This is a genomic window from Micromonospora sp. S4605 (genome assembly GCF_003176715.1).
Lineage (GTDB): Bacteria > Actinomycetota > Actinomycetes > Mycobacteriales > Micromonosporaceae > Micromonospora > Micromonospora echinaurantiaca.
Window position 1 is genome coordinate 13,097 of sequence record NZ_QGSW01000152.1, and the last position, 22,864, is coordinate 35,960.

The window sequence follows — 22,864 nt, forward strand, 5'->3', positions numbered from 1 at the left end:
ATGACCACCACGAGCAAGCCGCTACCGATGGCACCGAACCGGATCGAGCTGGCGATCGGCGGGATGACCTGCGCCTCCTGCGCCGCCCGCATCGAGAAGAAGCTGAACCGGATGGACGGCGTCACCGCCACTGTCAACTACGCCACCGAGAAGGCCACCGTCCAGTACGTGGACGAGGTCAGCCCGGCGGACCTGATCGCCACGGTGGAGAAGACCGGCTACACCGCCGTTGTGCCGCCCCCGCCCGCACCGGCGGGTACGGAACCGGCCGCCGAGCCGGTGGACGAGCTGCGCGCCCTGCGTACCCGGCTCTGGGTCTCGGTCGTGCTGACCGTCCCGGTGATCGTGCTGGCCATGGTGCCGGCCTGGCAGTTCGACTACTGGCAGTGGCTGTCACTGACCCTGGCCGCCCCGGTCGTGGTCTACGGCGGCCTGCCGTTCCACCGGGCGGCCTGGATCAACCTGCGGCACGGTGCGGCGACCATGGACACCCTGGTCTCGCTCGGCACCCTGGCCGCGTTCGGGTGGTCGGTCTGGGCGCTGTTCCTCGGCACCGCCGGCACGCCGGGGATGACCCACCCGTTCAGCTTCGACATCAGCCGTACCGACGGCGCCGGCAACATCTACCTGGAGGCGGCGGCCGGGGTGACCGTGTTCATCCTCGCCGGCCGCTACTTCGAGGCCCGCTCCAAGCGGACCGCCGGCGCCGCCCTGCGCGCCCTGCTGGAGCTCGGCGCCCGGGACGTCGCGGTGCTGCGCGGCGGCACCGAGACCCGGATCCCGGTCGACCAGCTCGCGGTGGGGGACCGGTTCGTGGTCCGCCCCGGCGAGAAGATCGCCACCGACGGTGTGGTCGACGAGGGCACCTCGGCCGTCGACGCCAGCATGCTGACCGGCGAGTCGGTGCCGGTCGAGGTCGGCCCGGGCGACACCGTGGTCGGCGCCACCATCAACGCGGGCGGACGACTGGTGGTCACCGCGACCCGGATCGGCGGCGACACCCAGCTGGCGCAGATGGCCCGGCTGGTGGAGGAGGCGCAGACCGGCAAGGCGGCAGTGCAGCGGCTGGCCGACCGGATCTCCGGGTTCTTCGTCCCGGTGGTGATCGCGCTGGCCGCCGGCACGCTGGGCTGGTGGCTCGGCACCGGAGCCGGCCCGACCGCCGCGTTCACCGCGGCGGTGGCCGTGCTCATCATCGCCTGCCCGTGCGCGCTCGGCCTGGCCACGCCGACCGCGCTGCTGGTCGGCACCGGTCGGGGTGCCCAGCTCGGCATCCTGATCAAGGGTCCGGAGGTGCTGGAGTCCACCCGGCAGGTGGACACCGTGGTGCTGGACAAGACCGGCACGGTCACCACCGGCCGGATGACCCTGGTCGACGTGCTGCCGGCGGCCGGCGAGGAGCGGGCGGAACTGCTCCGGCTGGCCGGCGCCCTGGAGGCCGCCTCCGAGCACCCGATCGCCCGGGCGGTCGCCACCGGTGCCGCCGAGGCCGGGGCGCTGCCCCCGGTGACCGGCTTCGCCAACGTCGAAGGGCTCGGCGTGACCGGCACGGTCGAGGGCCGCGAGGTGCTGGTCGGCCGGCTCCGGCTGCTGCGCGAGCGCGGGTACGACGTACCGGAGGAGGTCGAGCGGGCGGCGACCACGGCGGAGGCCGCCGGCCGGACGGCCGTGCTGGCCGGCTGGGACGGGCAGGCCCGCGGCGTCCTCGCGGTGGCCGACGTGGTCAAGCCGACCAGCCGGGCGGCCGTCGCCGGGCTGCGCGCGCTCGGTCTGACCCCGGTGCTGCTGACCGGCGACAACGCCACCGTGGCCCGGGCGGTGGCCGCCGAGGTGGGCATCGACGAGGTGATCGCCGAGGTGCTGCCGGCCGACAAGGTGGACGTGGTCGCCCGGCTCCAGGCCGAGGGAAAGGTCGTGGCGATGGTCGGCGACGGGGTCAACGACGCCGCCGCCCTGGCCCGGGCCGACCTGGGCCTGGCCATGGGGACCGGCACGGACGTCGCGATCGAGGCGAGCGACCTGACCCTGGTGCGCGGCGACCTGACCGCCGCGGTCGACGCGATCCGGCTCTCCCGGCGCACCCTCGGCATCATCAAGGGCAACCTGTTCTGGGCCTTCGCCTACAACGTGGCAGCCCTGCCGCTGGCCGCCGCCGGGCTGCTCAACCCGATGATCGCCGGTGCCGCGATGGCCTTCTCCTCGGTCTTCGTGGTGGCCAACAGCCTCCGGCTGCGCGGCTTCCGGCCGGTCGGCTGACCGGCGCCGGCGGTTGGCGGACCGGGTCACGGGGTACATCCGGGACGTACCGGAACGCTGAGCGGAGGTTTGACATGGGTGTCGAGGACAAGATCAACAACGCGACCGAGGACGCCGCCGGCAAGCTCAAGGAGGGTGCCGGCCGGGCCACCGACAACGAGCGGCTCGAGGCCGAGGGCCGCAACGACCAGGCGGCCGCCAACCTGAAGCAGGCCGGCGAGAAGGTCAAGGACGCGTTCAAGAGCTGAGCTCACGTACGCCCGTGACCGCCGGGCCGGCTCCCACCGGCCCGGCGGTTCCGCGCCCGGCCCACGAGATCTTGGTAGGAAGTCGCCCCTATAGGGGCCATTTCCTACCAAGATCTCTTGTGGTTCCAGGTCGTGGAAGGGTGGTCCCGACAGGCGGGGTGGTGGCTGGGGGGGATCCTCGGCCGGCGAGGTCAGCGCAGCACCCGGTAGCGGACGTGGGTGACCGTGGGGCCGGCGACCACGGCCACCTGCTCCAGCCGGGGGTCGCCCACGCCGTCGAAGATCCGTTCGCCGGCGCCCAGCACGATCGGCACGATGTGCAGGTGGAGCGAGTCGAGCAGGCCCGCGGCGAGGTACTGCCGCACGGTGCTCGCGCCGCCGGCGATAGCCACCTCCCGGTCGCCGGCCGCCGCCCGGGCCTGCGCCAGCGCCGAGTGGATGCCGTCGGTGACGAACCGGAACTCCGTCCCGCCGGCCATCGGCAGCGGGTCCCGCGGGTGGTGGGTCAGCACGAACACCGGGGTGTGGAACGGGGGATCCTCGCCCCACCAGCCGCGCCAGGACTCGTCCCACGGCCCGTCACCGCCGCCGAACATCCGCCGCCCCATCACGTACGCCCCGACGTCGCGGGTCACCTCGTCGAGCACCCGGGCGTCCACCTCGGACCGCTCGCCGTCGGCGGGGAAGGCCCAGTCGTGCAGCCGCATGCCGCCCTTGCCGAGCGGGTCGTGGAGGCTCTGCTCAGGTCCCGCCACGTAGCCGTCCAGGGACATCGAGATGTGGCAGGTCACCGTGCTCACGGTCGCTACTTCGTCGGGTTGGGCGGGGCGGCCAGCCGGGCCGCGCGCAGCTCCAGGTAGCGCTGTTCCGGGCGACTGGTGGTCGCCCGCGCCGCCGCCCGGTACGCCTCCCGCGCGGCGGCCGGCTCGCCGGCCAGTTCCAGCAGGTGAGCGCGGACGGCGGCGAGCCGGTGGTGCCCGGCGGTGCGCTCGTCGGCGTCCAGCGGGGCGAGCAGCGCCAGTCCGGCCCGGGGACCGTCCACCATGGCCACCGCCACCGCCTGGTTCAGGGTGATCATCGGGTTCGGCGCCAGCCGGGCCAGCAGCCGGTAGAGCGCCAGGATCTGTCGCCAGTCGGTCCGCTCGGCCGACGGTGCCTCGGCGTGCACCGCGGCGATCGCCGCCTGCACCTGGTACGGCCCCGGCGGTGACCAGGTCAGCGCCGCGGTGACCAGGGCGATCCCCTCCTCGATGGCCGCCCGGTCCCACCGGCCGCGGTCCTGCTCGGCGAGCGGGACCAGTTCCCCGTCCGGCCCGGTACGCGCCGCCCGGTGCGCGTCGGTGAGCAGCATCAGCGCCAGCAGTCCGGTCACCTCGCCGTCGTCGGGCAGCAGCCGGTGCAGGATGCGGGTGAGCCGGATCGCCTCGCTGGTCAGCTCGGCCCGGTGCAGGTCCGGGCCGCTGGAGGCGGTGTAGCCCTCGTTGAAGATCAGATAGAGCACCTGGAGCACGGTGCGCAGCCGCTCGTCCCGCTCGGCGGCCGACGGCATGGCAAACGTCGCCCCGGCGGCCTCGACCCGCTGCTTGGCCCGCCGGATGCGCTGGCTCATGGTCGCCTCGGGCACCAGGTGGGCCCGGGCGATCTGCGCCGTGGTCAGGCCGCCGACGGCGCGCAGCGTCAACGCCACCTGGGCCGAGCGGGCCAGCGCCGGGTGGCAGCAGAGGAAGAGCAGCGTCAGCGTGTCGTCCTCGGCCGGCGGCTCCGCGTCGGCTGGCGGGGCCACCGCCGCGTACGCCGGCTCGCGGATCGCCACCGCGACCTCCCGCTCCCGGCGGGCCCGCTCGCTGCGCCACTCGTCGGTGAGCCGCCGGGTGGCGACGGTCAGCAACCAGGCCCGCGGATTGTCCGGCACGCCCTGCTCGGGCCACTGGGTGGCGGCGGCGAGCAGGGCCTCCTGGACGGCGTCCTCGCACCGGTCGAACTGGCCGTGCCGGCGCACGAGCAGGCCGAGGACCTGCGGCGCGACGGTGCGCAGCAGGTCCTCGACGGCCCGGTCCGTCACATCTCCGTCCCGGCCTCGTCCATCACCGGCCGGACCTCCAGCGCGCCGCCCAGCCGCACGTCCGGCCAGCGCCGGGCGATCTCGACGGCCCGCTCGAAGCTGTCGCAGTCCACCATCAGGTAGCCGGCGAACTGCTCCTTGCTCTCCATGAACGGGCCGTCGGTGACCTCCGGTTGGCCGCCACCGAGCCGGACGGTACGGGTCTGCGACGGGTCGGCCAGTGCCTGGCCGCCGACCAGCTCACCGGACTCGGTCAGCTCCTTCATGATCTCGTCGACCTCGCCGAAGAGCGCGGTGCGCTCCGACTCGGAGAGCGACTCGGCGAACCCGGGGCGGTTCCAGATCAGCAGCATGTACTTCATCGGGTGCTCCTCGCGTCGATGTCGCGCCCATCGTGGCGCTTCTCGCGGGTAGGTCGGAGCCGACCCCCCGTACCCGACAGCCGCGGGGAGAAAATTTTCCGGCGTCAGCGGCGGCGGCCGCGTACCTGCCGGGTGGGCCCGGCCGGCCGGCCCGGGTTGAGCGACGCCCGGTCGGCGGCGGAGGTGCCCGAGTGCCAACCCTCGGCGTCGCGGACGGTGAGCCGGTGCCGGGTGACCCCGGGGAAGAGGGTGTCGAGGCGTTCCCGCACCGCCTCGGAGCGGGCGGCGAGCACCGGCAGCAGCCGGTCCGGCCCGGCCGTCTCGGCGGCCCGCCGGTCCGCGTCCTCGGTGGCGGCCCGCAGCCGCTCGCCGATCCGCAGGGCGAAGGCGTTCAGGAAGGACTCGTCGTAGCCGCGGGTCCGCCGGCCTGAGGTGCGGGTCCGGCGCTCACCCCGGCCGCGCAGCATCGCGGCGGTGGCCTGGACGAGCAGCGAGGTGTAGAGCAGCTCGACCGCCTCCAGGTCGGCCGGCCAGCCCAGCACGGTGGTGAAGCCCAGATCGTCGGACCAGACCGCCTCGCACCGGTTGGCCGCCGCCACCTCCTGCACCAGCAGCGCCTTCGCGCCCGCGTACGGGGGGTCGGTGCTCAGCCGTACGCCGCCGGGCAGGTCGTCGCGGTCGGAGCCGGCGGCGAGCAGCGCCTGGTCGACGCTGTGCCGGGCGATCAGCTCCTGGGCCTTGCCGGTCAACGCCTCGGCCTCCGCCGGGAAGGTGGTCGACTCGGCCTTGGCCAGCAGCGCGCGGACCCGCTCCAGCATCCGGGAGGCGGCGTCGCCGCGACCACTGGCCGGAGCCGCCGGGGCGGTGGCCACCCCGGGCGGCGGGCGGAGCACAGCGATCGGCGGCAGCCCCTCGGCCAGCGCCAGCACGTCCACCGCCTCGCGGAGCGCGGTGATCCGGTCCAGCCCCTCCCGGCCGGCCCAGTCGGGCAGGTAACGGCCGTCCGCCGGCCACCACACCCGCGCCCCCAGCTCGGCGAGCTGGGCGTCCCACCAGCCGGGTACCGGGCCGGTCTGGTCGCGCCGGCGGGCGGCGAGCACGTCCACCGCCAGCCGGGCCGGCCGGGCGCCGAGCCGGCGGGCGGCGATCCGGGCCAGGTCGACTGGCTGCCAGCCGCGCGCCGCGAGCAGCCCGAACCGGCGGACCAGGCGGCGCAGCAGCACCGCGTCGACGTCCGGGGCGCCGGCGCCGACCACCAGCCGGTCCAGCTGCCGTTCGGCGAGGCGTACGTCGGTGCCGCGCGCCGCCGCCACCGCGTCGGTGATCAGTTCCTCGGCGTCCGGCACGGCCGCGCCCCTCCTCGTCGCTGTGCTCCGGGTGCGAAGGAAATGACCGTCGCCCGCCCGCCGAACGTACCGCCGCGCGGGGCCGGCGTCCGTCGGTCGTGACCGGCGACACCGGCGGTACCGGCGCCCCGCCGGCTCCGGCATGCTTCGCCCGCTCCCGGGTAGATCGGTGGCCGACGGGAGCGAGGCGAGGTGCGCGATGGCGGGTTCGTGGTTGCTGGGCAACGGCGCTGGCACGACGGCGCGGCGGCCGACGGCGGTGCTCGTCGCGGTGCACCGGGAGGACGAGGCGGGCGACACCGGCCCCGGTACCGAGGTCTCGCTGACCGAGCTGCGGCGGCTTGCGGACACCGACGGGCTGGCCGTGGTCGACGAGGTGGTGCAGAACCGGCCACGTCCCGATCCGGCCACCTTCGTGGGCTCCGGCAAGGTCGACGAGCTGGCCGCCCTGGCCGAGCGTACCGGGGCCGAGCTGGTGATCGCCGACGGCGAGCTGACCCCCGGCCAGGTGCGCAACCTGGAGGAGCGGGTCGGGGTGCGGGTGGTCGACCGGACCGCGCTGATCCTGGACATCTTCGCCGAGCACGCCCGCACCAGCGAGGGCCGGCTGCAGGTGGAACTGGCGCAGATCGCGTACCAGCTGCCCCGGCTGCGTGGTGACGGGCGCTCGATGTCCCGGGTCGGTGGTGGCCGGATGGCCGGCGGCGCGGGCATGGGTGTGCGCGGTCCCGGTGAGATGCGGCTGGAGACCCAGCGGCGCCGGCTGCGTCAGCGCGCCACCCGGCTGCGCCGCAGCGCCTCGGAGCTGACCCGTCGCCGGGAGCGGAACCGGGAGCGGCGGGCCCGCAACCAGGTGCCGTCGGTGGCCATCACCGGCTACACCAACGCCGGCAAGTCGGCCCTGCTCAACCGGCTCACCGGGGCCGATGCCCAGGTGCAGGACGTGCTGTTCGCCACCCTCGACCCGACGGTGCGCCGGGTACGCGCCGACGACGTGCTGTTCACCGTCACCGACACTGTCGGTTTCGTCCGGCACCTGCCGCATCAGCTGGTCGACGCGTTCCGCTCGACGTTGGACGAGGTCAGCCGGGCCGACCTGGCCCTGCACGTGGTGGACGCGTCGGCGCCGGACGCGCTGGACCAGATCACCACGGTGCACGGGGTGCTGTACGAGATCGGCGCCGGTGACGTGCCGGAGCTGCTGGTGCTCAACAAGATCGACGTGACGCCGGTCGAGTGGCTGGACGCGTTGCTGCGGGTGCACCAGGGCGCGGTAGCGGTTTCCGCGCTCACCGGCGCGGGGATGGACGAGCTGCGGGCCACGCTCGCCGGCCGGCTGTCCCGGCGCTGAGCCCGGGCGGGGTGGCCGTCGGGTTAGGGTGTCCCGGATCGGCGGTGGGCGCCGAGACCAGGTCCGAGGGAGTCGGTGGATGACCGGCGCAGTCCGGCGGCCCGGCCCGGGACGGTGGACCGGCGCGGGTCACGACGACGCCTGGCTGGCGGAGGTCGCGCGGGGTGCCAGCGCGGACGCCGGCGGGGTGCCGGTCGAGCTGCTCGGCGACTACCTGCCGCTGCTGGCGGAGGCCGCCGTGACCGGCCGCCGGCCCCGGCGCGGTGAACTCGACGCGGTCGGCGCGCTGGGCCGGCGGGCCGCCGAACAGGGCGTGTCGGCGGGTCGCGCGGTGCAGCTGTACCTGTCCGCGGCGCGCCGGCTGTGGCAGCAGTCGCCGCAGTTGGCGCGCGCCACCGACAGCGAGGTGGTACGGGCGGCGGCCGAGGCGGTGCTGCACGTCGTCGACGCCGCGGTGGCCACCCTGGCCGAGGGCTTCGCGGTGGCCCGCCGGGAACTGGTCCGCCGGGAGGAGGCGCTGCGCCGGGAACTCGTCGACGACCTGCTGCGCGGCGACTCCGACCTCGGCGGACTGGTGGAGCGCGCCGAGCCGTTCGGGCTGGACCTGGCGCGGGTGCACCAGGTGGCGCTGGCCGCGCCGCGCCGCCGGCTGCCCGACACGGACGCCGCGATCAGCGCCCTGGAGGCGGTCATCTTCGACCGGCTGGGCGACCGGGACGTGCTGGTCGCCACCAAGGAGGGGCTGCTCGTGGTGATCGCCCCGGCCGACTCGGTGGCCGCCGACCGGGCGGTCGGGGGCGCTCCGGTCGCCGATCTCGGCCGGTTGATGCACGCCGAACTGGACCGGCTGCCGCGGGGCCGGCCCTGGCAGGTGGCGGTCGGCCGGCCGCACCCCGGGCTGTACGGCATCGCCCGCTCCTACGAGGAGGCCCGGGAGGCGCTGACCATGGCGCAGCGGCTGCACGCCGACACCGCCGTCGTCGACGCCCACGACCTGCTCATCTACCGGGTCCTGCTGCGCGACCAGCCGGCCATGGTCGACCTGGTACGGGCGGTGCTCAGCCCGCTGAGTCGCAGCCGGGGCGGCGCGGAGCCGCTGCTGGACACCCTCGACGCGTACTTCGCCACCGGTGGGGTGTCCACCGAGGCGGCCCGCCGGCTGCACGTGTCGGTCCGTACGGTGACCTACCGGCTGGCCCGGGTCCGGTCGCTGACCGGGCACGACCCGACCGACCCCAGCGACCGGTTCACCCTCCAGGCGGCGGTCTTCGGCGCCCGGGCGCTGGACTGGCCGGCGCAGCCGCTGCCCGGCCCCGCGTCCTGAGCCGGCCGGGCGCGGTCGGGGCGGCCCCGCCGCCGGACCGACGCCGGGGACCATCGGTGACCGGCGGTTCAGCGGGCGACGACCTGTCCGACGGCCGGCAATCTGAGGGCCGGTTGTTGGCCGGCGGTGGGCACTGTCCGGCCGTCGATTTCGGCCGACTCTGGAGGTCCGAGGTGTTCCCGACCGGCGAGGAGGCGGTGATGACGACCAGCGTGGTGGCTGTGCCACCTTCGCCACCCGGTCGGCCGTCGGTCCCGGCCGCTGGCCGCCGGAAGCGCGTGATCGCCGGTCCGGGCGGTTGTCCGCCGACCGGGTTCACGGGATCGCCTCGCCGATCCGGGACCTGACGCTCCGCCGGACCGACCAGCCCTTCCCGGCCGCCGCGCTGTAGCCGCGGCGGCCGACGCGCAGTTCCGTCCCCGGCCCGACGTCGCCGGTCCCGTCGCATCCGATCTCACCCCGCAGGCCGCCGACGCGGCGGCCGCCCCGCATCCACCCCGGCGATCCCGGGGATCCCGTGCACCACCGAAAGGAAGACACGACCATGACGGACACCGTCAGCAACCGCACCGAGGCCCTGCGTGACCTCCTGGAGCGGCAGTTCCAGAGCTACACCGACCAGCTCGCAGAACTCACCATCCACAGCCGGCAGCCGGAGCAGGGCGGCCACGACCCCGACACGCTGCGCGGCCTGATGGAGACCGCCCGGCAGGGGGTCGCGGACACGGCGCAGGCGCTGCAGCGGATGTCCGAGGGCAGCTACGGCCTCTGCGAGCGGTGCGCGGGCGAGATCCCGGTGGCCCGCCTGGAGATCCTGCCCTGGGCCCGGTTCTGCGTGCCCTGCCAGTCACGCCAGGGCAACTGACCGGGCCGCCGGGCCGCATGGTGCCGGCGGCGGTCAGCCGCCGTGGTGCGGGTTGCCGGCGGTCAGCCGCAGCGTGAAGCCGTCCGCGCCACGCCGCATGGTCACGTGGTTGCAGGACTGGTAGGTGATCCACAGGCCGAGGCCGCCCGGGTCGCCGTCGCCGACCGGTAGCAGGCCGGCGAAGGGGTCCCGGGGCCCGACGCCGCCGTCGCTGACCGTCACCACGATCCGGTCGTCGCCGGGCCAGAGGCGGACCCGGACCGGCGGAACGCCGTACCGCTGCGCGTTGGTGACCGTCTCGCTCACCGCGACCACCAGGTCCTCGACGTCGTCGACCGGCAGCAGGCCCCGGTCGACGGCGTGCACGGCGGCGCGGGCCTGGGCCGCCGTCGGGTCGGTCAGCTCGACCGCCGGCGGTGCCGCCTGGAGCGGATCCGGCACCACCGGGTGGTTCTCCAGCAGGTAGTCGGCCGGTGGGGCGTACGCCGGACTGGGCACGTGCCGGCCGTCCGGGGTGGCGAACCGGGGGTGGGTCCGGGCCACGTCGGCCAGCACCGCCGCCGGGGTGATCCGGCTGTCGTACGCGCACATGCTCCACAGCGGGAACTCGTCGTACGCGTGGTTGATCGCCGCCTCGTACCGGGCCCACCAGTCCCAGGTCGGGCCGAACGCCACCGGCGGCAGCTCGCCGACGATCCGGATCTGGTTGGCGCCGTCGGCCACCTGCTCGGCCAGCAGCCGCCGGTAGGACCGGATCGCGGCGGTCGGCCGGGCGTACACGTCGCCGCCGGGCAGGAACTCCACCTTCAGTCCCGGGGGCAACGCCGACCGGACCAGCCCGCCGGTGCGCTCGCCCAGCGCGACGAAGGTCGGCTCGCCCGCCTCGGCGCCGCCGATCAGGAAGGGCAGCAGAACGGCGAGCAGCTCGTCGTCGCTGTCGTAGCGGACGGCCTCGTGGTAGTAGCCCTGATGGCCGGCGGCGGCTCCGGTCCTCATCGGGTCACCTCCACCCGCAGGCTCGGCAGGTCCAGCAGGCCGACCAGCCGGGCCACGGCGGGGCGGCTGGTCCGCAGCACCGCGGTGGCGGAGCGGCGGTGCGCGTACTCGTCGAGGTGCACCAGCGAGCGGTGGTCGAGGAACCGCAGGCCGGTCGCGCGCAGCACCAGCTCGCCCTCGGTCGGGCGCAGATCGGCCCGCGCCAGGGCGGTGCCGAACAGCTTGTGCTGGGACGGGTCGAGCTCACCGGCGAGCGCGGCGTGCCCCTCGCCCGGGGCGACCGCGTACAGCCGGAACAGCAGGTCCTCGACGTTGCTTTCGGGGTGCAGGCTGGCCAGCTCGGCGACCGTCCGGGCGCCCAGCTCGGGCCGGTGGTAGGCGCACATCGCGCGGAACGGCCGGGTCCGCATGTAGCGGTCGACCTGGTGCTCGTAACGGGCGAACGCGTCGAGCTGGGCCGGGGTGCGCACCAACCCGGTGGCCTCGGCGACGACCCGCAACCCGGTGTGACCGGCGGCCAGGGCCCGGTCGGTGGCGGCGGCGTACGCGGCCACCTGCGCCGCCGGGTCCACGGTCCGGTCACCGGCGTAGGTCGAGTCGAGCGGGACCACCTCGGCGGCGCCGCGGCGCAGCGCGTCGGCGAGCACGCCGACCCGGCGCAGCCGGGCCAGCACCGCCTCCGGCTCGTCCGGGGTGACGTACCAGACCCGTTCGCCGGCCGTCAGGCCCGCGGTGAGGTACGCCTCGGCGTGCCTGCGGAAGGTGGTCGGATCGTCGTAGGCCCAGCACAGGTGACCGTACGCCCCGTCCGGCCGCTGCTCATCGATCATGCTGGTCGTCCCACGCGGCCCAGTGTAGGCCGACCGGCGGCGATCGCCACCGGCGCGCGGGCAGGGCGCACGGGTGGCCGGCCTGGTCCGCGCCGTGACGGTCACCGCAGCCGGACCGGTCCGGCGTCGATCCGGGTGCGGAACAGTGCGTACGGCCTGCGGCGCAGGTCCTGGCCCCGCTGGTAGGTCGGCTGGCGGTGCAGTTGGTTGGCGGTCACGTACAGGTACCCGTCGCCGGCCACCGACATGGTGTCCGGCCAGAGCAGCCGGGGATCGTGCACCAGGGTCTCGAACTCGCCGTCCGGGCGGCGGCGCAGCACGGCGTTGTGCTCGTACGAGGTGAGGTAGAACCGGCCGGCGTCGTCGGTCTCCAGGCCGTCCGAGCCGCCGCCCTTGTCCCCCTCGTCGACCACCGTCGCGGCCACCTCGGCCTCGGCCACCGTCCGGTCGGTCAGGGCGTCCGTCGCCACGCTGTACCAGCGGCGCGACGCCAGCGGGCAGTAGTACAGCCGGGTGCCGTCGGCCGAGATGGCGATGCCGTCCGAGCCCATCGCCACCGGGCTGGGCGGGCCGTCCGGCGGCCGTTGCAGGAAGGGCCGGCCCTCGACCACCGGGCGGAACGTGGCCAGCGGTTCGGCCTTGGTGGAGGGGTGGTCGTGCAGCCGCCGCCAGGACGCGCCGCTGGCCAGGTCCACCACGATGATCCCGTTCGGACCGGAGTCCGACGAGTCGGTGACGTAGGCGACGCCACCGTCCCCGCGGCGCAGGTCGAACCGCACGTCGTTGAGGTAGGTGGTGGTCAGCGCCACATCCGTCGGGAACGTGATCACCTGGGCGACCGTGTCGGTGGCCAGGTCCACCCGGACCAGCTTCGGCCCGCCCGGTTCGGTCGGCTGGAACATCGGGCTGCCGGTGTCGAGCACCCAGAGCCGGTCGGCCGGGTCGACCACGACGCTCTGCACCGAGACGAACGCCTCGGCGTCGGCGTTCCCGCTCGGGCTGTTCCACCGCTGGTCGGGGAAGGGCACCTCCCGGCCGCCGCGCAGCTCCACCACCGTGGCCGCCACCTCGTCGCCCCACTTCGGGAAGTTCACGAAGACCCGGCCGGTGTGCGAGACGGTCACCCCGGTCGGCATCGGCCCGGTGAACGTGTGCACCAGTTCCAGCTCGCCGACCGGCTCGCCGCCGACCGGGCCGTTCACGCCGTACCGCCGTGCCGGCGCCCCGCGGCCGATCCCGCACCGTGGTGCCCGATCCGCATCTGATCCCTCCCAGCGCCCCGAGCGTCCCGTCCTGACCGACTTCCCGGTGCCAGCCGGGCGAAACCCGGGCCACGGGGCGCGCGGGGCCGCCGGGTGCGGTCGACCAGCCGGCCCCGGGCCTCGCCGAGCCCGTCGGCGGGGGCGGCATGCCGACCCGGCGGCCCGGGCGGCGAGCGAGGATGGCGTCATGACCGACTACGGGCACGAGTTGATGTTCGGCACCTTCGTCACGCCCACCGCACAGCCCGCCCGGCAGGCCGTCGACCTCGCCGTGCTGGCCGACCGCGCCGGGCTCGACCTGGTCACCTTCCAGGACCACCCGTACCAGTCCCGGTTCCACGACACCTGGACCCTGCTGAGCTACGTGGCCGCGCGGACCGAGCGGGTCCGTCTCAGCGGCAACGTGATCAACCTGCCGCTGCGCCAGCCAGCGGTGCTCGCCCGCAGCGCGGCGAGCCTCGACCTGCTCAGCGGTGGCCGGTTCGAGCTCGGCATCGGGGCGGGCGCGTTCTGGGAGGCCATCGAGGCCATGGGTGGCCGTCGACTCGCCCCCGGCGAAGCGATCGGCGCGCTGGCCGAGGCGATCGAGGTCATCCGCGCGACCTGGGCGGCCGAGCAGCCCGGCGCGGTCCGGGTCAAGGGGGAGTACTACCAGGTCAACGGTGCCAAGCGGGGTCCGGCGCCGGCCCACCGGATCGACGTCTGGCTGGGCGCGTACAAGCCGCGGATGCTGCGGCTGACCGGGCGGGTGGCGGACGGCTGGCTGCCGAGCCTGGCGTACCTGCCGGGTGGGTTGGCCGACCTGGCCGAGTCGAACCGGGTCATCGACGAGGCCGCCCTCGCCGCCGGTCGCCAGCCCTCGGCGGTACGCCGGCTGCTGAACATCGCCGGGCGGTTCGCCGACACCGGCCGGGCCCTGCTGGACGGACCACCCGAGCAGTGGGCGGAGGACCTCGCCGGACTGACCCTCGACCACGGCGTCAGCGCGTTCATCCTCGCCACCGACGACCCCGCCACGACCGAGCGGTTCGCGGCCGAGGTGGTGCCGGCCACCCGGGAACTGGTGGCCGAGGAGCGCGCCCGCCGCGCGGGCTGACCGGCGTCCGGCCCGCGTCGGCTCCGGCGCGGCGCTCCGGGTGCCCGCGCGGGTTGACCCGGCGTTCGACCCGCGTCGGCTCCGGCGCGGTGGTCGGGGCGCCCGGGTCCCGCCTCACCCCGTCGGGCCCCGCCGGGACTTCTTCCGCGGCTTGTCCCCGCCGGCCGGGATGACGCTGAACTGGCCGTCCGGTTCCATCCGGACCTCGCGTACCTCGCTGAGGTCGGCGATGCCCTGCTCCCGCAACTCGGAGTGGAGTTCCTCGTCGGTGATGAACTCCCGGCGCAGGTTGCGGCGCAGGATCCGGCCGTCCTGGACGAGCACCAGTGAGTTCGGCCGGATCACCCGGGCCGCGGCCGGCCACCAGTAGGCGAGCACGTCCAGCAGGTACGACCAGCCGATGATCACCGCGACCAGGAGCACCCCGTCGGTGACGGACCGGTAGTCGTCCGCCATGCCGTTCTGCGCGGCGTCGGCGAGCAGCACGATGACCAGCAGGTTGGTGACGCCGGTGGTGCCGCTCTCCCGCTTCAGGATCACCCTCAGCAGGACGAACAGCGACAGGTACATCACGCTGCCCCGGGCGACGATCTCCAGCAGCGGCGTGTCCGGGCGGAACACGCTTCCCCAGTCGGTCACGGCGGCGCCTACCCGCCGGCCGGTACGCCAATCCTCGGGCGTGCGGTCAGCGCCGGCTGTGCTCAGTCCGCGCTGGCCGGCGTGCCCGGATGCGCGGAGTCAGGGCCGGTCAGGCAGACGCTCACGGTGGCGGTCAGGCCGTCCGGGCGGCGGGTCAGCATGAGCCCGCCGGTCAGCTCACGGGCCAGCCACAGGCCGCGCCCGCCGGGAACGTCCGCCGCGGGCAGCCGCACCGCGTCGGCGTCCGTGCCGGTGCCGTGGTCGTGCACCTCGCACACCAGCACGTCCTCCTGACGGAGCAGCTCGATCCGGCCAGAGCCGCCGCCGTGCCGTACCGCGTTGGTCACCAGTTCGTGCACGGCCAGGACGAAGTCCTCGGCGTCGTCGCCGGCGAGGCCGGCGTCCGCGACGTGCCGGACCAGCGCGTGGCGGACCTCGGTGGCGGTCGCGGCGGTGAACGCGTGCGCCCACAGGGGCACCGACCGGTCCCCCACCGGCGCGCCGTCCGTCAGCTCGGCGCCGTCCGCCTGCCCAGGCCGCATACGGGCAGGATACGGGGGTTCTCCGCAGGCGCGACCGTTGCGCGACAGCAAGTAGCGCGGACGGTACCGGCAGCCGGGCCGCGCCCGAAGCGGGGACGGTGCGCGGCATGCCGACCGGCCCGGCGGGTAGGGGCTCAGGAGTACGGCCACCGAGAGGAGACGACCGTGTCCACGATCACCATGTCGATGCTGGAGACGTACCCGAAGTCGATCAACCTGGACCGGGCCAAGCTGGCCGCCGCCATCGACACCCTCAACGCCTGTGCCCAGGCGTGCACCGCCTGCGCGGACGCCTGCCTGAGCGAGGACATGGTCGCCGAACTGACCAAGTGCGTACGGACCGACCTGGACTGCGCGGACATCTGCACCACCACGTCCCGGGTGCTGTCCCGGCACACCGGCTACGACGCGAACCTCAGCCGCAGCCTGCTGGAGGCCTGCGCCACCGCGTGCAGAGCCTGCGGCGACGAGTGCGCCCGGCACGCCGACACGCACGAGCACTGCCGCGTCTGCGCGGACGCCTGCCGGGCCTGCGAGCAGGCGTGCCGGGACCTGCTGGCCACCATGAGCTGAGCCGCCCGCGCGCCGGGCGCGTCCCGGCATGACACGGCGCCAGCACCCGTGCTGGGTGCTGGCGCCGGCGCTGCTGGGGTCAGCCCCGGGCCTCCCGCTTGGCGGCCTGCGGCGAGGCGCCCTTGTCGACCTTCTTCATGGCCTGGCGCAACTGGCCCTCGGTCATCTTCGAGTTGCCCTGGATGCCCTTGTCGTGGGCTTGCTGGCGCAGGTCGTGGAGTCGGCTCCGGTCAGCCATGTCAACCTCCCTGTAACCCGGCGCGAGGGTGGTCCCCACGCCGTCCGAACCCGCTGCCTTCCCGGGCCCGGCCGGCACAAACCGGGCCCGGCCCGACCGGTCGCGTCCGTGGCCGGCCGGGCGGGGCGTCCCGTTCCGGCGGGTACCACCGGTTTCAGACCCGGTGGGCGGGGCAGGGGTGTGACGATCGGGTTCATGACGCGGGCGCCGCCGACCGGGACGGGAACCCCGCCCACGCCTTCGCGGGTAGCGCCGTCGCCGACCGCCGTGGACTGGGCGTACAACCGGGCGACGGGCCGGGGCATGCCGATCTGGGCGGCCCGGCGGGAGGGAGCGGACAGTGGTTGACCGGATCGCCGATCCGTGGGGGCCGAGGACCCCGTACGGGCCGGCAGCGGCGTGGCCGGTGCGGGTGGACCGGTTCCTCGACGGTGACCTGACCGACGCGGACGTGGACCGGTGGGTCCAGTCGGCGTCGGTGCTGCACTCCAACGGCGACGCGCTGGACATCGCAGTCGCCGACGGCCGGATCGTCGGGGTGCGCGGCCGGGCGGTGGACCGGGTCAACCGGGGCCGGCTGGACCCGAAGGACCTCTACGGCTGGCAGGCGAACAACAGCCCCGACCGGCTCACCCGGCCGCTGGTGCGCGACGGGAACCGGCTGGTGGAGACCGACTGGGACACCGCGTTGGGCCGGATCGTCGCCCGCTCGAAGGAACTCCTCGACGGCCCCGGCGGCTGGGGGCACTTCGGCTTCTACACCTCGGGGCAACTGTTCCTGGAGGAGTACTACGCGCTCGGCGTGATCGGCAAGGCCGGCCTCGGCACGCCGCACATGGACGGCAACACCCGGCTGTGCACCGCGACGGCCGCGGCCGCGCTGAAGGCCAGTTTCGGCACCGACGGGCAGCCCGGCTCGTACACCGACGTGGACCACTGCGACGCGATCGCGCTCTGGGGGCACAACGTCGCGGAGACCCAGACGGTGCTCTGGATGCGGATGCTCGACCGGCGGCGCGGGCCCAACCCGCCGGCGATGCTCGCGGTCGACCCCCGCGCCACCCCGGTGGCCCGGGAGGCCGACCTGCACCTGGCCGTCCGCAACGGCACCAACATGGCCCTGATGAACGGCCTGCTCCGCGAGATCATCCGGCGCGGCTGGTACGACCGGGACTACGTCGACGCGCACACCCTCGGCTTCGACGAGCTGTGCCGGATCGTCGACGGCTACCTGCCCCGCCGGGTGGCGGAGATCTGTGACGTGCCGGCCGCCGACGTGGAACGCGCCGCGGAACTGCTCGGCTCGGCGCAGCGGCTGCTCTCCACCGTGCTGCAGGGCTTCTACCAGTCCAACCAGGCCACCGCCGCGGCCTGCCAGGTGAACAACCTGCACCTGATCCGGGGCATGATCGGCCGGCCGGGGGCCGGGATCTACCAGATGAACGGCCAGCCGACCGCGCAGAACACCCGGGAGACCGGCGCCGACGGCGACCTTCCCGGCCTGCGCAACTGGAACAACGAACAGCACATCGCGGAGCTGGCCCGGCTGTGGAACGTGGACGTCGACACCATCCCGCACTGGGCGCCGCCGACGCACGCCATGCAGATCTTCCGGTACGCCGAGCAGGGCTCGATCAAGCTGCTCTGGATCAGCGCCACCAACCCGGCGGTCTCCCTGCCCGACCTGGCGCGGATCCGGCGCATCCTGGCCCGGCCGGAGCTGTTCGTGGTGGTGCAGGATCTCTTCCTGACCGAGACCGCGGAACTCGCCGACGTGGTGCTGCCCGCCGCGACGTGGGGGGAGAAGACCGGCACGTTCACCAGCGTCGACCGGACCGTGCACCTCAGCGAGAAGGCGGTCGACCCGCCCGGCGAGGCCCGCCCGGACCTGGACATCTTCCTGGACTACGCCCGCCGGATGGACTTCCGCGACCGCGACGGGGGCCCGCTGATCCCGTGGGCCGGGCCGGAGGAGGTCTTCGAGGCCTGGAAGGAGTGCTCCCGCGGGCGGCCGTGCGACTACACCGGCATCAGCTACGACAAGTTGCGCGGCGGGTCCGGCGTCCAGTGGCCGTGCACCGAGGAGCATCCCGACGGCACCGAGCGGCTCTACACCGACGGGGTGTTCAACACCGATCCCGACTACTGCGAGACCTACGGGCAGGACCTGTCCACCGGCGCCGAGTTCACCGAGTCGGAGTACCGGGCCACGGAGCCGAACGGGCGGGCGTTCCTGCCCGCCGTCGACTACCAGCCCTCGCCCGAGGTGCCCGACGACGAGCACCCGCTGCTGCTCACCACCGGCCGGACGGTCTACCAGTTCCACACCCGGACCAAGACCGGCCGGGCCGCGCAGCTCGACGCCGCCGCGCCGGAGGTGTGGGTGGAACTCAACCCGGCCGACGCCGAGCGGCTCGGCATCGCCGAGGGTGACCTGGTCGGCATCGCCTCACCGCGGGGCGCCGTGCAGGCCCGGGCCCGGCTCTGTGGCATCCGGCCCGGGGTGGTGTTCCTGCCGTTCCACTACGGATACTTCGACCAGGATCCGGGTGAGCGCACCCCGCGGGCCGCGAACGAGCTGACCATCACCGCCTGGGATCCGATCTCCAAGCAGCCGCTGTTCAAGGTCGCCGCGGTCGCGGTGGCCAAGCTGGCCGACGGCGACGGCGTACCGTCACCGGCGCCCGCGGTCGGCGGCAGCGAGCCGGTGCCCGGCACCGACGTGCCGGTGACCGTCGGCGGGCCGGCCGCCGAGGCCACCAGCGGGAAGGAGTGACCGTGCACCTCGCCCACTACCTCGGTCTGCTGCACCGTGCCCAGATAAACCTCGCGGACGCGTTCCGCCAGGTCGCCGCCGCGCACTCCGACGAGCCTGACGTAGAGCACCTGTGCCAGCAGCAGGCGCAGCGCTGCGACGAGCACGCCGAACGCCTGAAGCCGTTCGCCGAGCGCTACTCGGCGGAGGCGCCGGCGGAGCCGGACCGGCTGCACTCCGAGTTGTTCACCGGCACCCGTACCGGCGGCATCGGCCTGCTGCGGGATCTCCAGGACCTCTACCTGCTGGCCGCCCAGTGCGACATCTGCTGGACGGTCGTCGGCCAGGCCGCCTACGGCGCCCGGGACGAGGACCTGCTCGCAGTGGTCAAGCGGTGCGAGGGGGAGACCGCGATCCAGCTGAAGTGGCTGCGTACCCGGATGAAGCAGGCCGCCCCGCAGGCGCTCGTCGTCGCCGAGTGACCACCCGGGTCACGGCCCGTGGCGCGGCCTCGCGCGGCCTCAGCGCACCGGGTCGTGGGTGCCGCCCGGCACCCCGGGCCGGCACCGACGGACCCGGTCGGCGGCCAGCCGGCCACCCACCGCCAACCCGTACCGCTGCACCGCCGTCAACCCGTACGCCCCGCAGGTCGGCGTGAACCGGCACCGCCCGGGCCAGTGCGGCGACAGCCATTTCCGGTAGCCCTGGATCGCCGCCACCCCCGCCCGGTCCAGCACCGGTGCCCGGGTCGCCGCCGCGGCGAGCGAGCCGACGGTCAGCAGTGTGGAGAACAGTCCCAGGTCGCAGCAGTCGCAGCAGCCGTCCGGGTTCTTCGACTTCGAGAACTTCGCCGACTGCCTGCGGTTCTCCCGGGCCTGCTCCCGGATACGCCTGAACATCCGTCCATGATCCGTCACCGTGGCCAGGCCGGCGCCCGTGCCCTCGCGGTCGCCGGTGGGCCCGCCGGCGCGGGCGCTCAGTACCGGTCCAGCAGCCAGCGGCCGAGGGCGCGCAACCGGTCGGTGAGGGCGGCCGGTTCGACGACGTCGAGGTCCAGGTTGAGGTAGGTGAGCCAGCGAGCGGCCCAGTCGAGGTCGTCGGTGCCGAGGTGGAGTTCGCACTCGTCACCGTCGTCGACAACGGTGGCGACGCTCGGGTCGACCAGGTCGCGGACGAGATCGGCCGACGTGTGCACCCGTACCCGGATCCGGTGGCGCCAGGGCCCGTGGGCGAGCGTGTCGGCGACAAAAGCGGCGGCGTCGGCGGGCGGCTCGGGCGCCGGGAACCGGGTGCCGAGCGGCTGGACGTGGTCGATCCGGTCGAGGGCGTAGGTCAGCCAGCGCCCGGTGTCTCGCGGGGAGGCGACGAGGTACCAGTGACGGTACAGCGTGACGAGCCGGTGCGGCTGCACCTCGACCGGGGCGGCCCGCGCGCTGTCGTGGCGGCGGTGCCGGACCCGGATGGCCTCACCGGCCCGGCAGGCGAGCGCGACCGGGACCAGCACGTCGCGCCCGGCGCGGCGGCGGGACCGCTCCGGCGGCGTCTGCACGTCGGCGAGCGCGCTGAGCCGGGTACGCCAGCGAGCCGGCACGACCTGGGTGAGTTTGGCCAGGGCGGTGGTCGCGGCGGCGTCGAACCCTTCGACGGCGACCGCCGCGCGCAGGCCGAGGGCGACGGCGGTCACCTCGTCCGCGTCGAGCAGCAGTGGTGGCATCGTGCGGCCGGGCGCGATCCGGTAGCCGCCGGTCCGGCCGGCCTCGGCATCGATCTGGTAGCCCAACTCACGCAGGTGCGCGACGTCGCGCCGCGCGGTCCGCTCGGTGACGCCGAGCCGGGCCGCGAGCTGGGTGGCGGAGATGCCCGGGTGCGCCTGAAGTAGGGCGAGCGTTTCGAGACGGCGGTTGGTGGTGCTCATCTGACGAGGATCCACCGCATACCCTGACACTATCCGTCCGGGTGGCGGGGCAAGCTGGACCGCATGACAGAGAAGTCGCTGCTCCGCCCCGCCGGACTCGTCCAGTCGCCCGCCTTCAGCCACGTCGCTGTCGTGCCACCCGGTGCGACGACGGTCTACGTCGGTGGCCAGAACGGCGTCGACGGCGACGGCAGGCTCGTCGATGGCGACGTGGCTGCCCAGGTCCGCCAGACGATGAGCAACCTGCACGTCGCGCTGGCCGCCGCCGGAGCGACGGTCCACGATCTGGTGATGATGACGATCCTGCTGGTCGACGGCGTCGACCTCGCCGCGGCCTATCCGGTGGCGGCGGCCGAGCTGGCGGGGGCCGCGCCGCCGGTTGTGGTCGCGCGGGTCGCCGGGCTGGCCGTGCCGGGAGCGCTGGTCGAGGTCAGCGCGGTCGCGGCGGTGACCCGGTGAGCGCCGGATGGCGGCGGGCCGAGGTGGGGCGCACCCGCGACGCCGGCTGGCAGATCGGGGTGTCCAGGACGATCGACCGCCCGGTCGAGGATGTCTGGACCTTCATCACCTCGCCCGCGGGCCTCGCGATCTGGCTGGGCGACGGCGTCACGGTGCTGTCGGAGCGCGGCGCGGGCTACCAGACCGCGGCCGGTGTGCGCGGCGAGACCCGCAGCTTCCGCGAGCTGGACCGGGTCCGGCTCACCTGGCAGCCGCCCGACTGGACACACGACACGACGCTGCAACTGGCGGTCACGTCCGCGGGCGAGGGGCGGGCGCGGCTGACGGTCCACCAGGAGCGGCTGGCCGACGCCGCCGAACGCGAGCAGCAGCGCCGTCACTGGCAGGGCGTGGTCAAGGCGATCGTGGCGGCACTGACGGGCCCCTGAAACGTGGACCTCGCACCGCCGCGGCAGCACCACGGCAGCGCGGCGGAGCGGTCGGCGACCGCTCCGCCGCCGTTGCGTCAGTCGCGGTGAACTGCCGCCCGCGCGTCGGCCCGGCCGCGGCGTGCCCGCACGCGGGTTCGGACGGCCCGGCCGATCAGCACGGCGGAGATCACGCCCGGTCCGCAGTGGACTGCCAGCACCCCGCCCAGGCTGGGCCCACCCCAGTCGTCGCGATAACTGGCCGGGTCACCGAAGTCGATCACGAACGGCTCGGCGAGCGCCCGTGCGATGAGGTAGAGACCGAACACCGTGCCGATGACGACGAGAGCCTTCTTCATGAGCGCGACGGTAGGGCTCACCGCCCGGCTTCCGCGTCACCTCCCGGTAGCACCGTCGGGTAGCTCCGTAGTACGACGCAACGCTCGAAGCCCAGGCTGAGGCCGGACAAGGGCTACCCACCGAGTAGCCCCACCAGCCGTTTCACCGTCGCACCGTGGGTAATCAGCCCACCCGGTACAGGTCCAGCGCAGTACGCACCCAACGTCGTCCGAAGCAAGGAGTTGGTCGTCGTGTCGGATCAGGAGCTCACTCTCGTCCTCGTCCACGGCGCGTTCGCCGAGTCGGCGAGCTGGAACGGTGTGATCGAGCGGCTCGGCTCCGCCTACTCCGTCGTGGCCGCTGCGAACCCGCTACGCGGCGTCGCCGGGGACGCCGCCTACGTGCGGGACGTGGTACGAGGGATCGGCGGTCCGGTTGTGCTCGTCGGCCATTCCTACGGCGGCATGGTGATCACGGAGGCGGCATCGGACGACCCGGCGGTGCGTGCCCTGGTCTACGTCAACGCGTTCTGCCCGGACACCGGTGAGTCGGCGCTGACGCTGTCCGGCAAGTTCCCCGGCAGCACGCTCGCCGACACCCTCGTCTCCTATCCGGTGGCCACCGGCGGCAACGAGGTGGCGATCGGCCAGAACGCCTACCACGCGCAGTTCGCCGCCGACGTACCCGGCGACTTGGCCGCGCTGATGGCCCGGACCCAGCGGCCGGTGACCGAGCAGGCGCTCGGTGACGGCCTGGCGACGGCTGCTCCGCCGTGGCGGTCGTTGCCCACCTGGTTCGTGTTCGGTGACGCGGACCGCAACATCCCGGTCGCCGCGCACCGTTTCATGGCCGAACGCGCCGGTGCCCGCGGCGTCCGGGAGATCGTGGGCGCCTCCCACGCAATGGCGGTGTCCCAGCCCGGCGAGGTCGCCCAGTCCATCATCGAAGCGGCACGAGGCGTCGGGTCCGGGGCGTCCTGAGGCACCAGCGGCCCGGTGG

At 74.5% G+C, this 22,864-nt stretch carries 25 protein-coding genes; 12 read left to right on the forward strand and 13 right to left on the reverse strand.

Annotation, left to right across the window (positions count from 1 at the left end; genetic code table 11):
* Together DLJ47_RS10805 and DLJ47_RS10810 are read left to right on the forward strand one after the other, a co-directional pair.
* On the forward strand, nt 1-2,256 hold the full coding sequence (locus tag DLJ47_RS10805; protein ID WP_109899929.1) for a heavy metal translocating P-type ATPase: 2,256 nt from the start codon (nt 1-3) through the stop codon (nt 2,254-2,256).
* 74 nt (nt 2,257-2,330) lie between these two features.
* Nucleotides 2,331-2,504, forward strand: coding sequence for a CsbD family protein (locus DLJ47_RS10810; RefSeq protein WP_109899906.1), 174 nt, complete (start codon nt 2,331-2,333; stop codon nt 2,502-2,504).
* A 191-nt stretch (nt 2,505-2,695) separates the two neighbouring features.
* Here DLJ47_RS10810 and DLJ47_RS10815 read toward each other — a convergent pair whose 3' ends face one another.
* From DLJ47_RS10815 to DLJ47_RS37630, 4 genes are all read right to left on the reverse strand, one after another.
* Complete coding sequence (locus DLJ47_RS10815) at nt 2,696-3,304, reverse strand: dihydrofolate reductase family protein (protein ID WP_109899907.1); 609 nt, start codon at nt 3,302-3,304, stop codon at nt 2,696-2,698.
* A gap of 5 nt (nt 3,305-3,309) precedes the next feature.
* Nucleotides 3,310-4,566 carry an RNA polymerase sigma factor gene (locus tag DLJ47_RS10820; protein ID WP_109899908.1) on the reverse strand — a complete coding sequence of 419 codons (1,257 nt, stop codon included), beginning with the start codon at nt 4,564-4,566 and terminating at the stop codon, nt 3,310-3,312.
* A complete protein-coding gene (locus DLJ47_RS10825) occupies nt 4,563-4,928 on the reverse strand; it encodes a YciI family protein (protein ID WP_088997191.1) in 366 nt (121 codons plus the stop codon). The genes DLJ47_RS10820 and DLJ47_RS10825 overlap by 4 nt, the downstream gene beginning before the upstream one ends.
* A gap of 104 nt (nt 4,929-5,032) precedes the next feature.
* Nucleotides 5,033-6,274: a DUF2786 domain-containing protein gene (locus tag DLJ47_RS37630; protein WP_109899909.1), complete on the reverse strand. Its 1,242-nt coding sequence runs from the start codon at nt 6,272-6,274 to the stop codon at nt 5,033-5,035.
* Between the two features lie 199 nt (nt 6,275-6,473).
* Here DLJ47_RS37630 and hflX point away from each other — a divergent pair, with 199 nt between their 5' ends.
* The 3 genes from hflX (at nt 6,474) to DLJ47_RS10845 (ending at nt 9,814) form a co-directional block, all read left to right on the forward strand.
* Nucleotides 6,474-7,625: a GTPase HflX gene (hflX, locus tag DLJ47_RS10835; protein ID WP_109899910.1), complete on the forward strand. Its 1,152-nt coding sequence runs from the start codon at nt 6,474-6,476 to the stop codon at nt 7,623-7,625.
* A gap of 79 nt (nt 7,626-7,704) precedes the next feature.
* Nucleotides 7,705-8,949 (forward strand): PucR family transcriptional regulator, encoded by a 1,245-nt coding sequence (locus DLJ47_RS10840; protein WP_109899911.1) that lies wholly within the window; start codon nt 7,705-7,707, stop codon nt 8,947-8,949.
* A gap of 544 nt (nt 8,950-9,493) precedes the next feature.
* Nucleotides 9,494-9,814 (forward strand): TraR/DksA family transcriptional regulator, encoded by a 321-nt coding sequence (locus DLJ47_RS10845; RefSeq protein ID WP_109899912.1) that lies wholly within the window; start codon nt 9,494-9,496, stop codon nt 9,812-9,814.
* A gap of 33 nt (nt 9,815-9,847) precedes the next feature.
* Here DLJ47_RS10845 and DLJ47_RS10850 read toward each other — a convergent pair whose 3' ends face one another.
* The 3 genes from DLJ47_RS10850 to DLJ47_RS10860 form a co-directional block, all read right to left on the reverse strand.
* Nucleotides 9,848-10,810 carry a sensor histidine kinase gene (locus DLJ47_RS10850; protein WP_109899913.1) on the reverse strand — a complete coding sequence of 321 codons (963 nt, stop codon included), beginning with the start codon at nt 10,808-10,810 and terminating at the stop codon, nt 9,848-9,850.
* A complete protein-coding gene (locus DLJ47_RS10855) occupies nt 10,807-11,640 on the reverse strand; it encodes an MEDS domain-containing protein (RefSeq protein WP_109899914.1) in 834 nt (277 codons plus the stop codon). The genes DLJ47_RS10850 and DLJ47_RS10855 overlap by 4 nt, the downstream gene beginning before the upstream one ends.
* Before the next feature lie 101 nt (nt 11,641-11,741).
* Nucleotides 11,742-12,842, reverse strand: coding sequence for an L-dopachrome tautomerase-related protein (locus DLJ47_RS10860; protein ID WP_199235780.1), 1,101 nt, complete (start codon nt 12,840-12,842; stop codon nt 11,742-11,744).
* Between the two features lie 247 nt (nt 12,843-13,089).
* Here DLJ47_RS10860 and DLJ47_RS10865 point away from each other — a divergent pair, with 247 nt between their 5' ends.
* Complete coding sequence (locus DLJ47_RS10865) at nt 13,090-13,998, forward strand: LLM class flavin-dependent oxidoreductase (RefSeq protein WP_109899915.1); 909 nt, start codon at nt 13,090-13,092, stop codon at nt 13,996-13,998.
* 114 nt (nt 13,999-14,112) lie between these two features.
* Here DLJ47_RS10865 and DLJ47_RS10870 read toward each other — a convergent pair whose 3' ends face one another.
* Both DLJ47_RS10870 and DLJ47_RS10875 read right to left on the reverse strand, forming a co-directional pair.
* A complete protein-coding gene (locus tag DLJ47_RS10870) occupies nt 14,113-14,637 on the reverse strand; it encodes a DUF421 domain-containing protein (protein ID WP_109899916.1) in 525 nt (174 codons plus the stop codon).
* Nucleotides 14,638-14,699: 62 nt separating this feature from the next.
* Nucleotides 14,700-15,179, reverse strand: a complete 480-nt coding sequence (locus DLJ47_RS10875; protein WP_109899917.1) for an ATP-binding protein — start codon at nt 15,177-15,179, stop codon at nt 14,700-14,702.
* 165 nt (nt 15,180-15,344) lie between these two features.
* Here DLJ47_RS10875 and DLJ47_RS10880 point away from each other — a divergent pair, with 165 nt between their 5' ends.
* On the forward strand, nt 15,345-15,752 hold the full coding sequence (locus DLJ47_RS10880) for a four-helix bundle copper-binding protein (protein ID WP_233257770.1): 408 nt from the start codon (nt 15,345-15,347) through the stop codon (nt 15,750-15,752).
* Nucleotides 15,753-15,831: 79 nt separating this feature from the next.
* Here DLJ47_RS10880 and DLJ47_RS35695 read toward each other — a convergent pair whose 3' ends face one another.
* The gene (locus tag DLJ47_RS35695) at nt 15,832-15,990 is read right to left on the reverse strand and encodes a hypothetical protein (RefSeq protein WP_157748350.1); all 159 of its coding nucleotides are present in this window, start codon (nt 15,988-15,990) and stop codon (nt 15,832-15,834) included.
* A 340-nt stretch (nt 15,991-16,330) separates the two neighbouring features.
* Here DLJ47_RS35695 and DLJ47_RS10890 point away from each other — a divergent pair, with 340 nt between their 5' ends.
* Both DLJ47_RS10890 and DLJ47_RS10895 read left to right on the forward strand, forming a co-directional pair.
* Nucleotides 16,331-18,766: a molybdopterin oxidoreductase family protein gene (locus DLJ47_RS10890; protein ID WP_109899919.1), complete on the forward strand. Its 2,436-nt coding sequence runs from the start codon at nt 16,331-16,333 to the stop codon at nt 18,764-18,766.
* 2 nt (nt 18,767-18,768) lie between these two features.
* Nucleotides 18,769-19,227 carry a hypothetical protein gene (locus DLJ47_RS10895; protein ID WP_109899932.1) on the forward strand — a complete coding sequence of 153 codons (459 nt, stop codon included), beginning with the start codon at nt 18,769-18,771 and terminating at the stop codon, nt 19,225-19,227.
* Between the two features lie 39 nt (nt 19,228-19,266).
* Here the strand turns inward: DLJ47_RS10895 and yidD are convergent, their stop codons facing one another.
* Nucleotides 19,267-19,644, reverse strand: a complete 378-nt coding sequence (gene yidD / locus DLJ47_RS10900; protein ID WP_109899920.1) for a membrane protein insertion efficiency factor YidD — start codon at nt 19,642-19,644, stop codon at nt 19,267-19,269.
* Nucleotides 19,645-19,721: 77 nt separating this feature from the next.
* Nucleotides 19,722-20,660, reverse strand: coding sequence for a helix-turn-helix transcriptional regulator (locus DLJ47_RS10905; protein ID WP_109899921.1), 939 nt, complete (start codon nt 20,658-20,660; stop codon nt 19,722-19,724).
* A gap of 63 nt (nt 20,661-20,723) precedes the next feature.
* Here DLJ47_RS10905 and DLJ47_RS10910 point away from each other — a divergent pair, with 63 nt between their 5' ends.
* Entirely contained in the window at nt 20,724-21,119 is a 396-nt protein-coding gene (locus DLJ47_RS10910) for a RidA family protein (protein ID WP_109899922.1), read from the forward strand.
* Nucleotides 21,116-21,547 (forward strand): SRPBCC family protein, encoded by a 432-nt coding sequence (locus DLJ47_RS10915; protein ID WP_233257771.1) that lies wholly within the window; start codon nt 21,116-21,118, stop codon nt 21,545-21,547. The genes DLJ47_RS10910 and DLJ47_RS10915 overlap by 4 nt, the downstream gene beginning before the upstream one ends.
* 77 nt (nt 21,548-21,624) lie before the next feature.
* Here DLJ47_RS10915 and DLJ47_RS10920 read toward each other — a convergent pair whose 3' ends face one another.
* The gene (locus DLJ47_RS10920) at nt 21,625-21,885 is read right to left on the reverse strand and encodes a hypothetical protein (protein ID WP_199235781.1); all 261 of its coding nucleotides are present in this window, start codon (nt 21,883-21,885) and stop codon (nt 21,625-21,627) included.
* A gap of 231 nt (nt 21,886-22,116) precedes the next feature.
* Here DLJ47_RS10920 and DLJ47_RS10925 point away from each other — a divergent pair, with 231 nt between their 5' ends.
* Nucleotides 22,117-22,845, forward strand: coding sequence for an alpha/beta fold hydrolase (locus tag DLJ47_RS10925; RefSeq protein WP_109899923.1), 729 nt, complete (start codon nt 22,117-22,119; stop codon nt 22,843-22,845).
* The last annotated feature ends 19 nt before the right edge of the window (nt 22,846-22,864 follow it).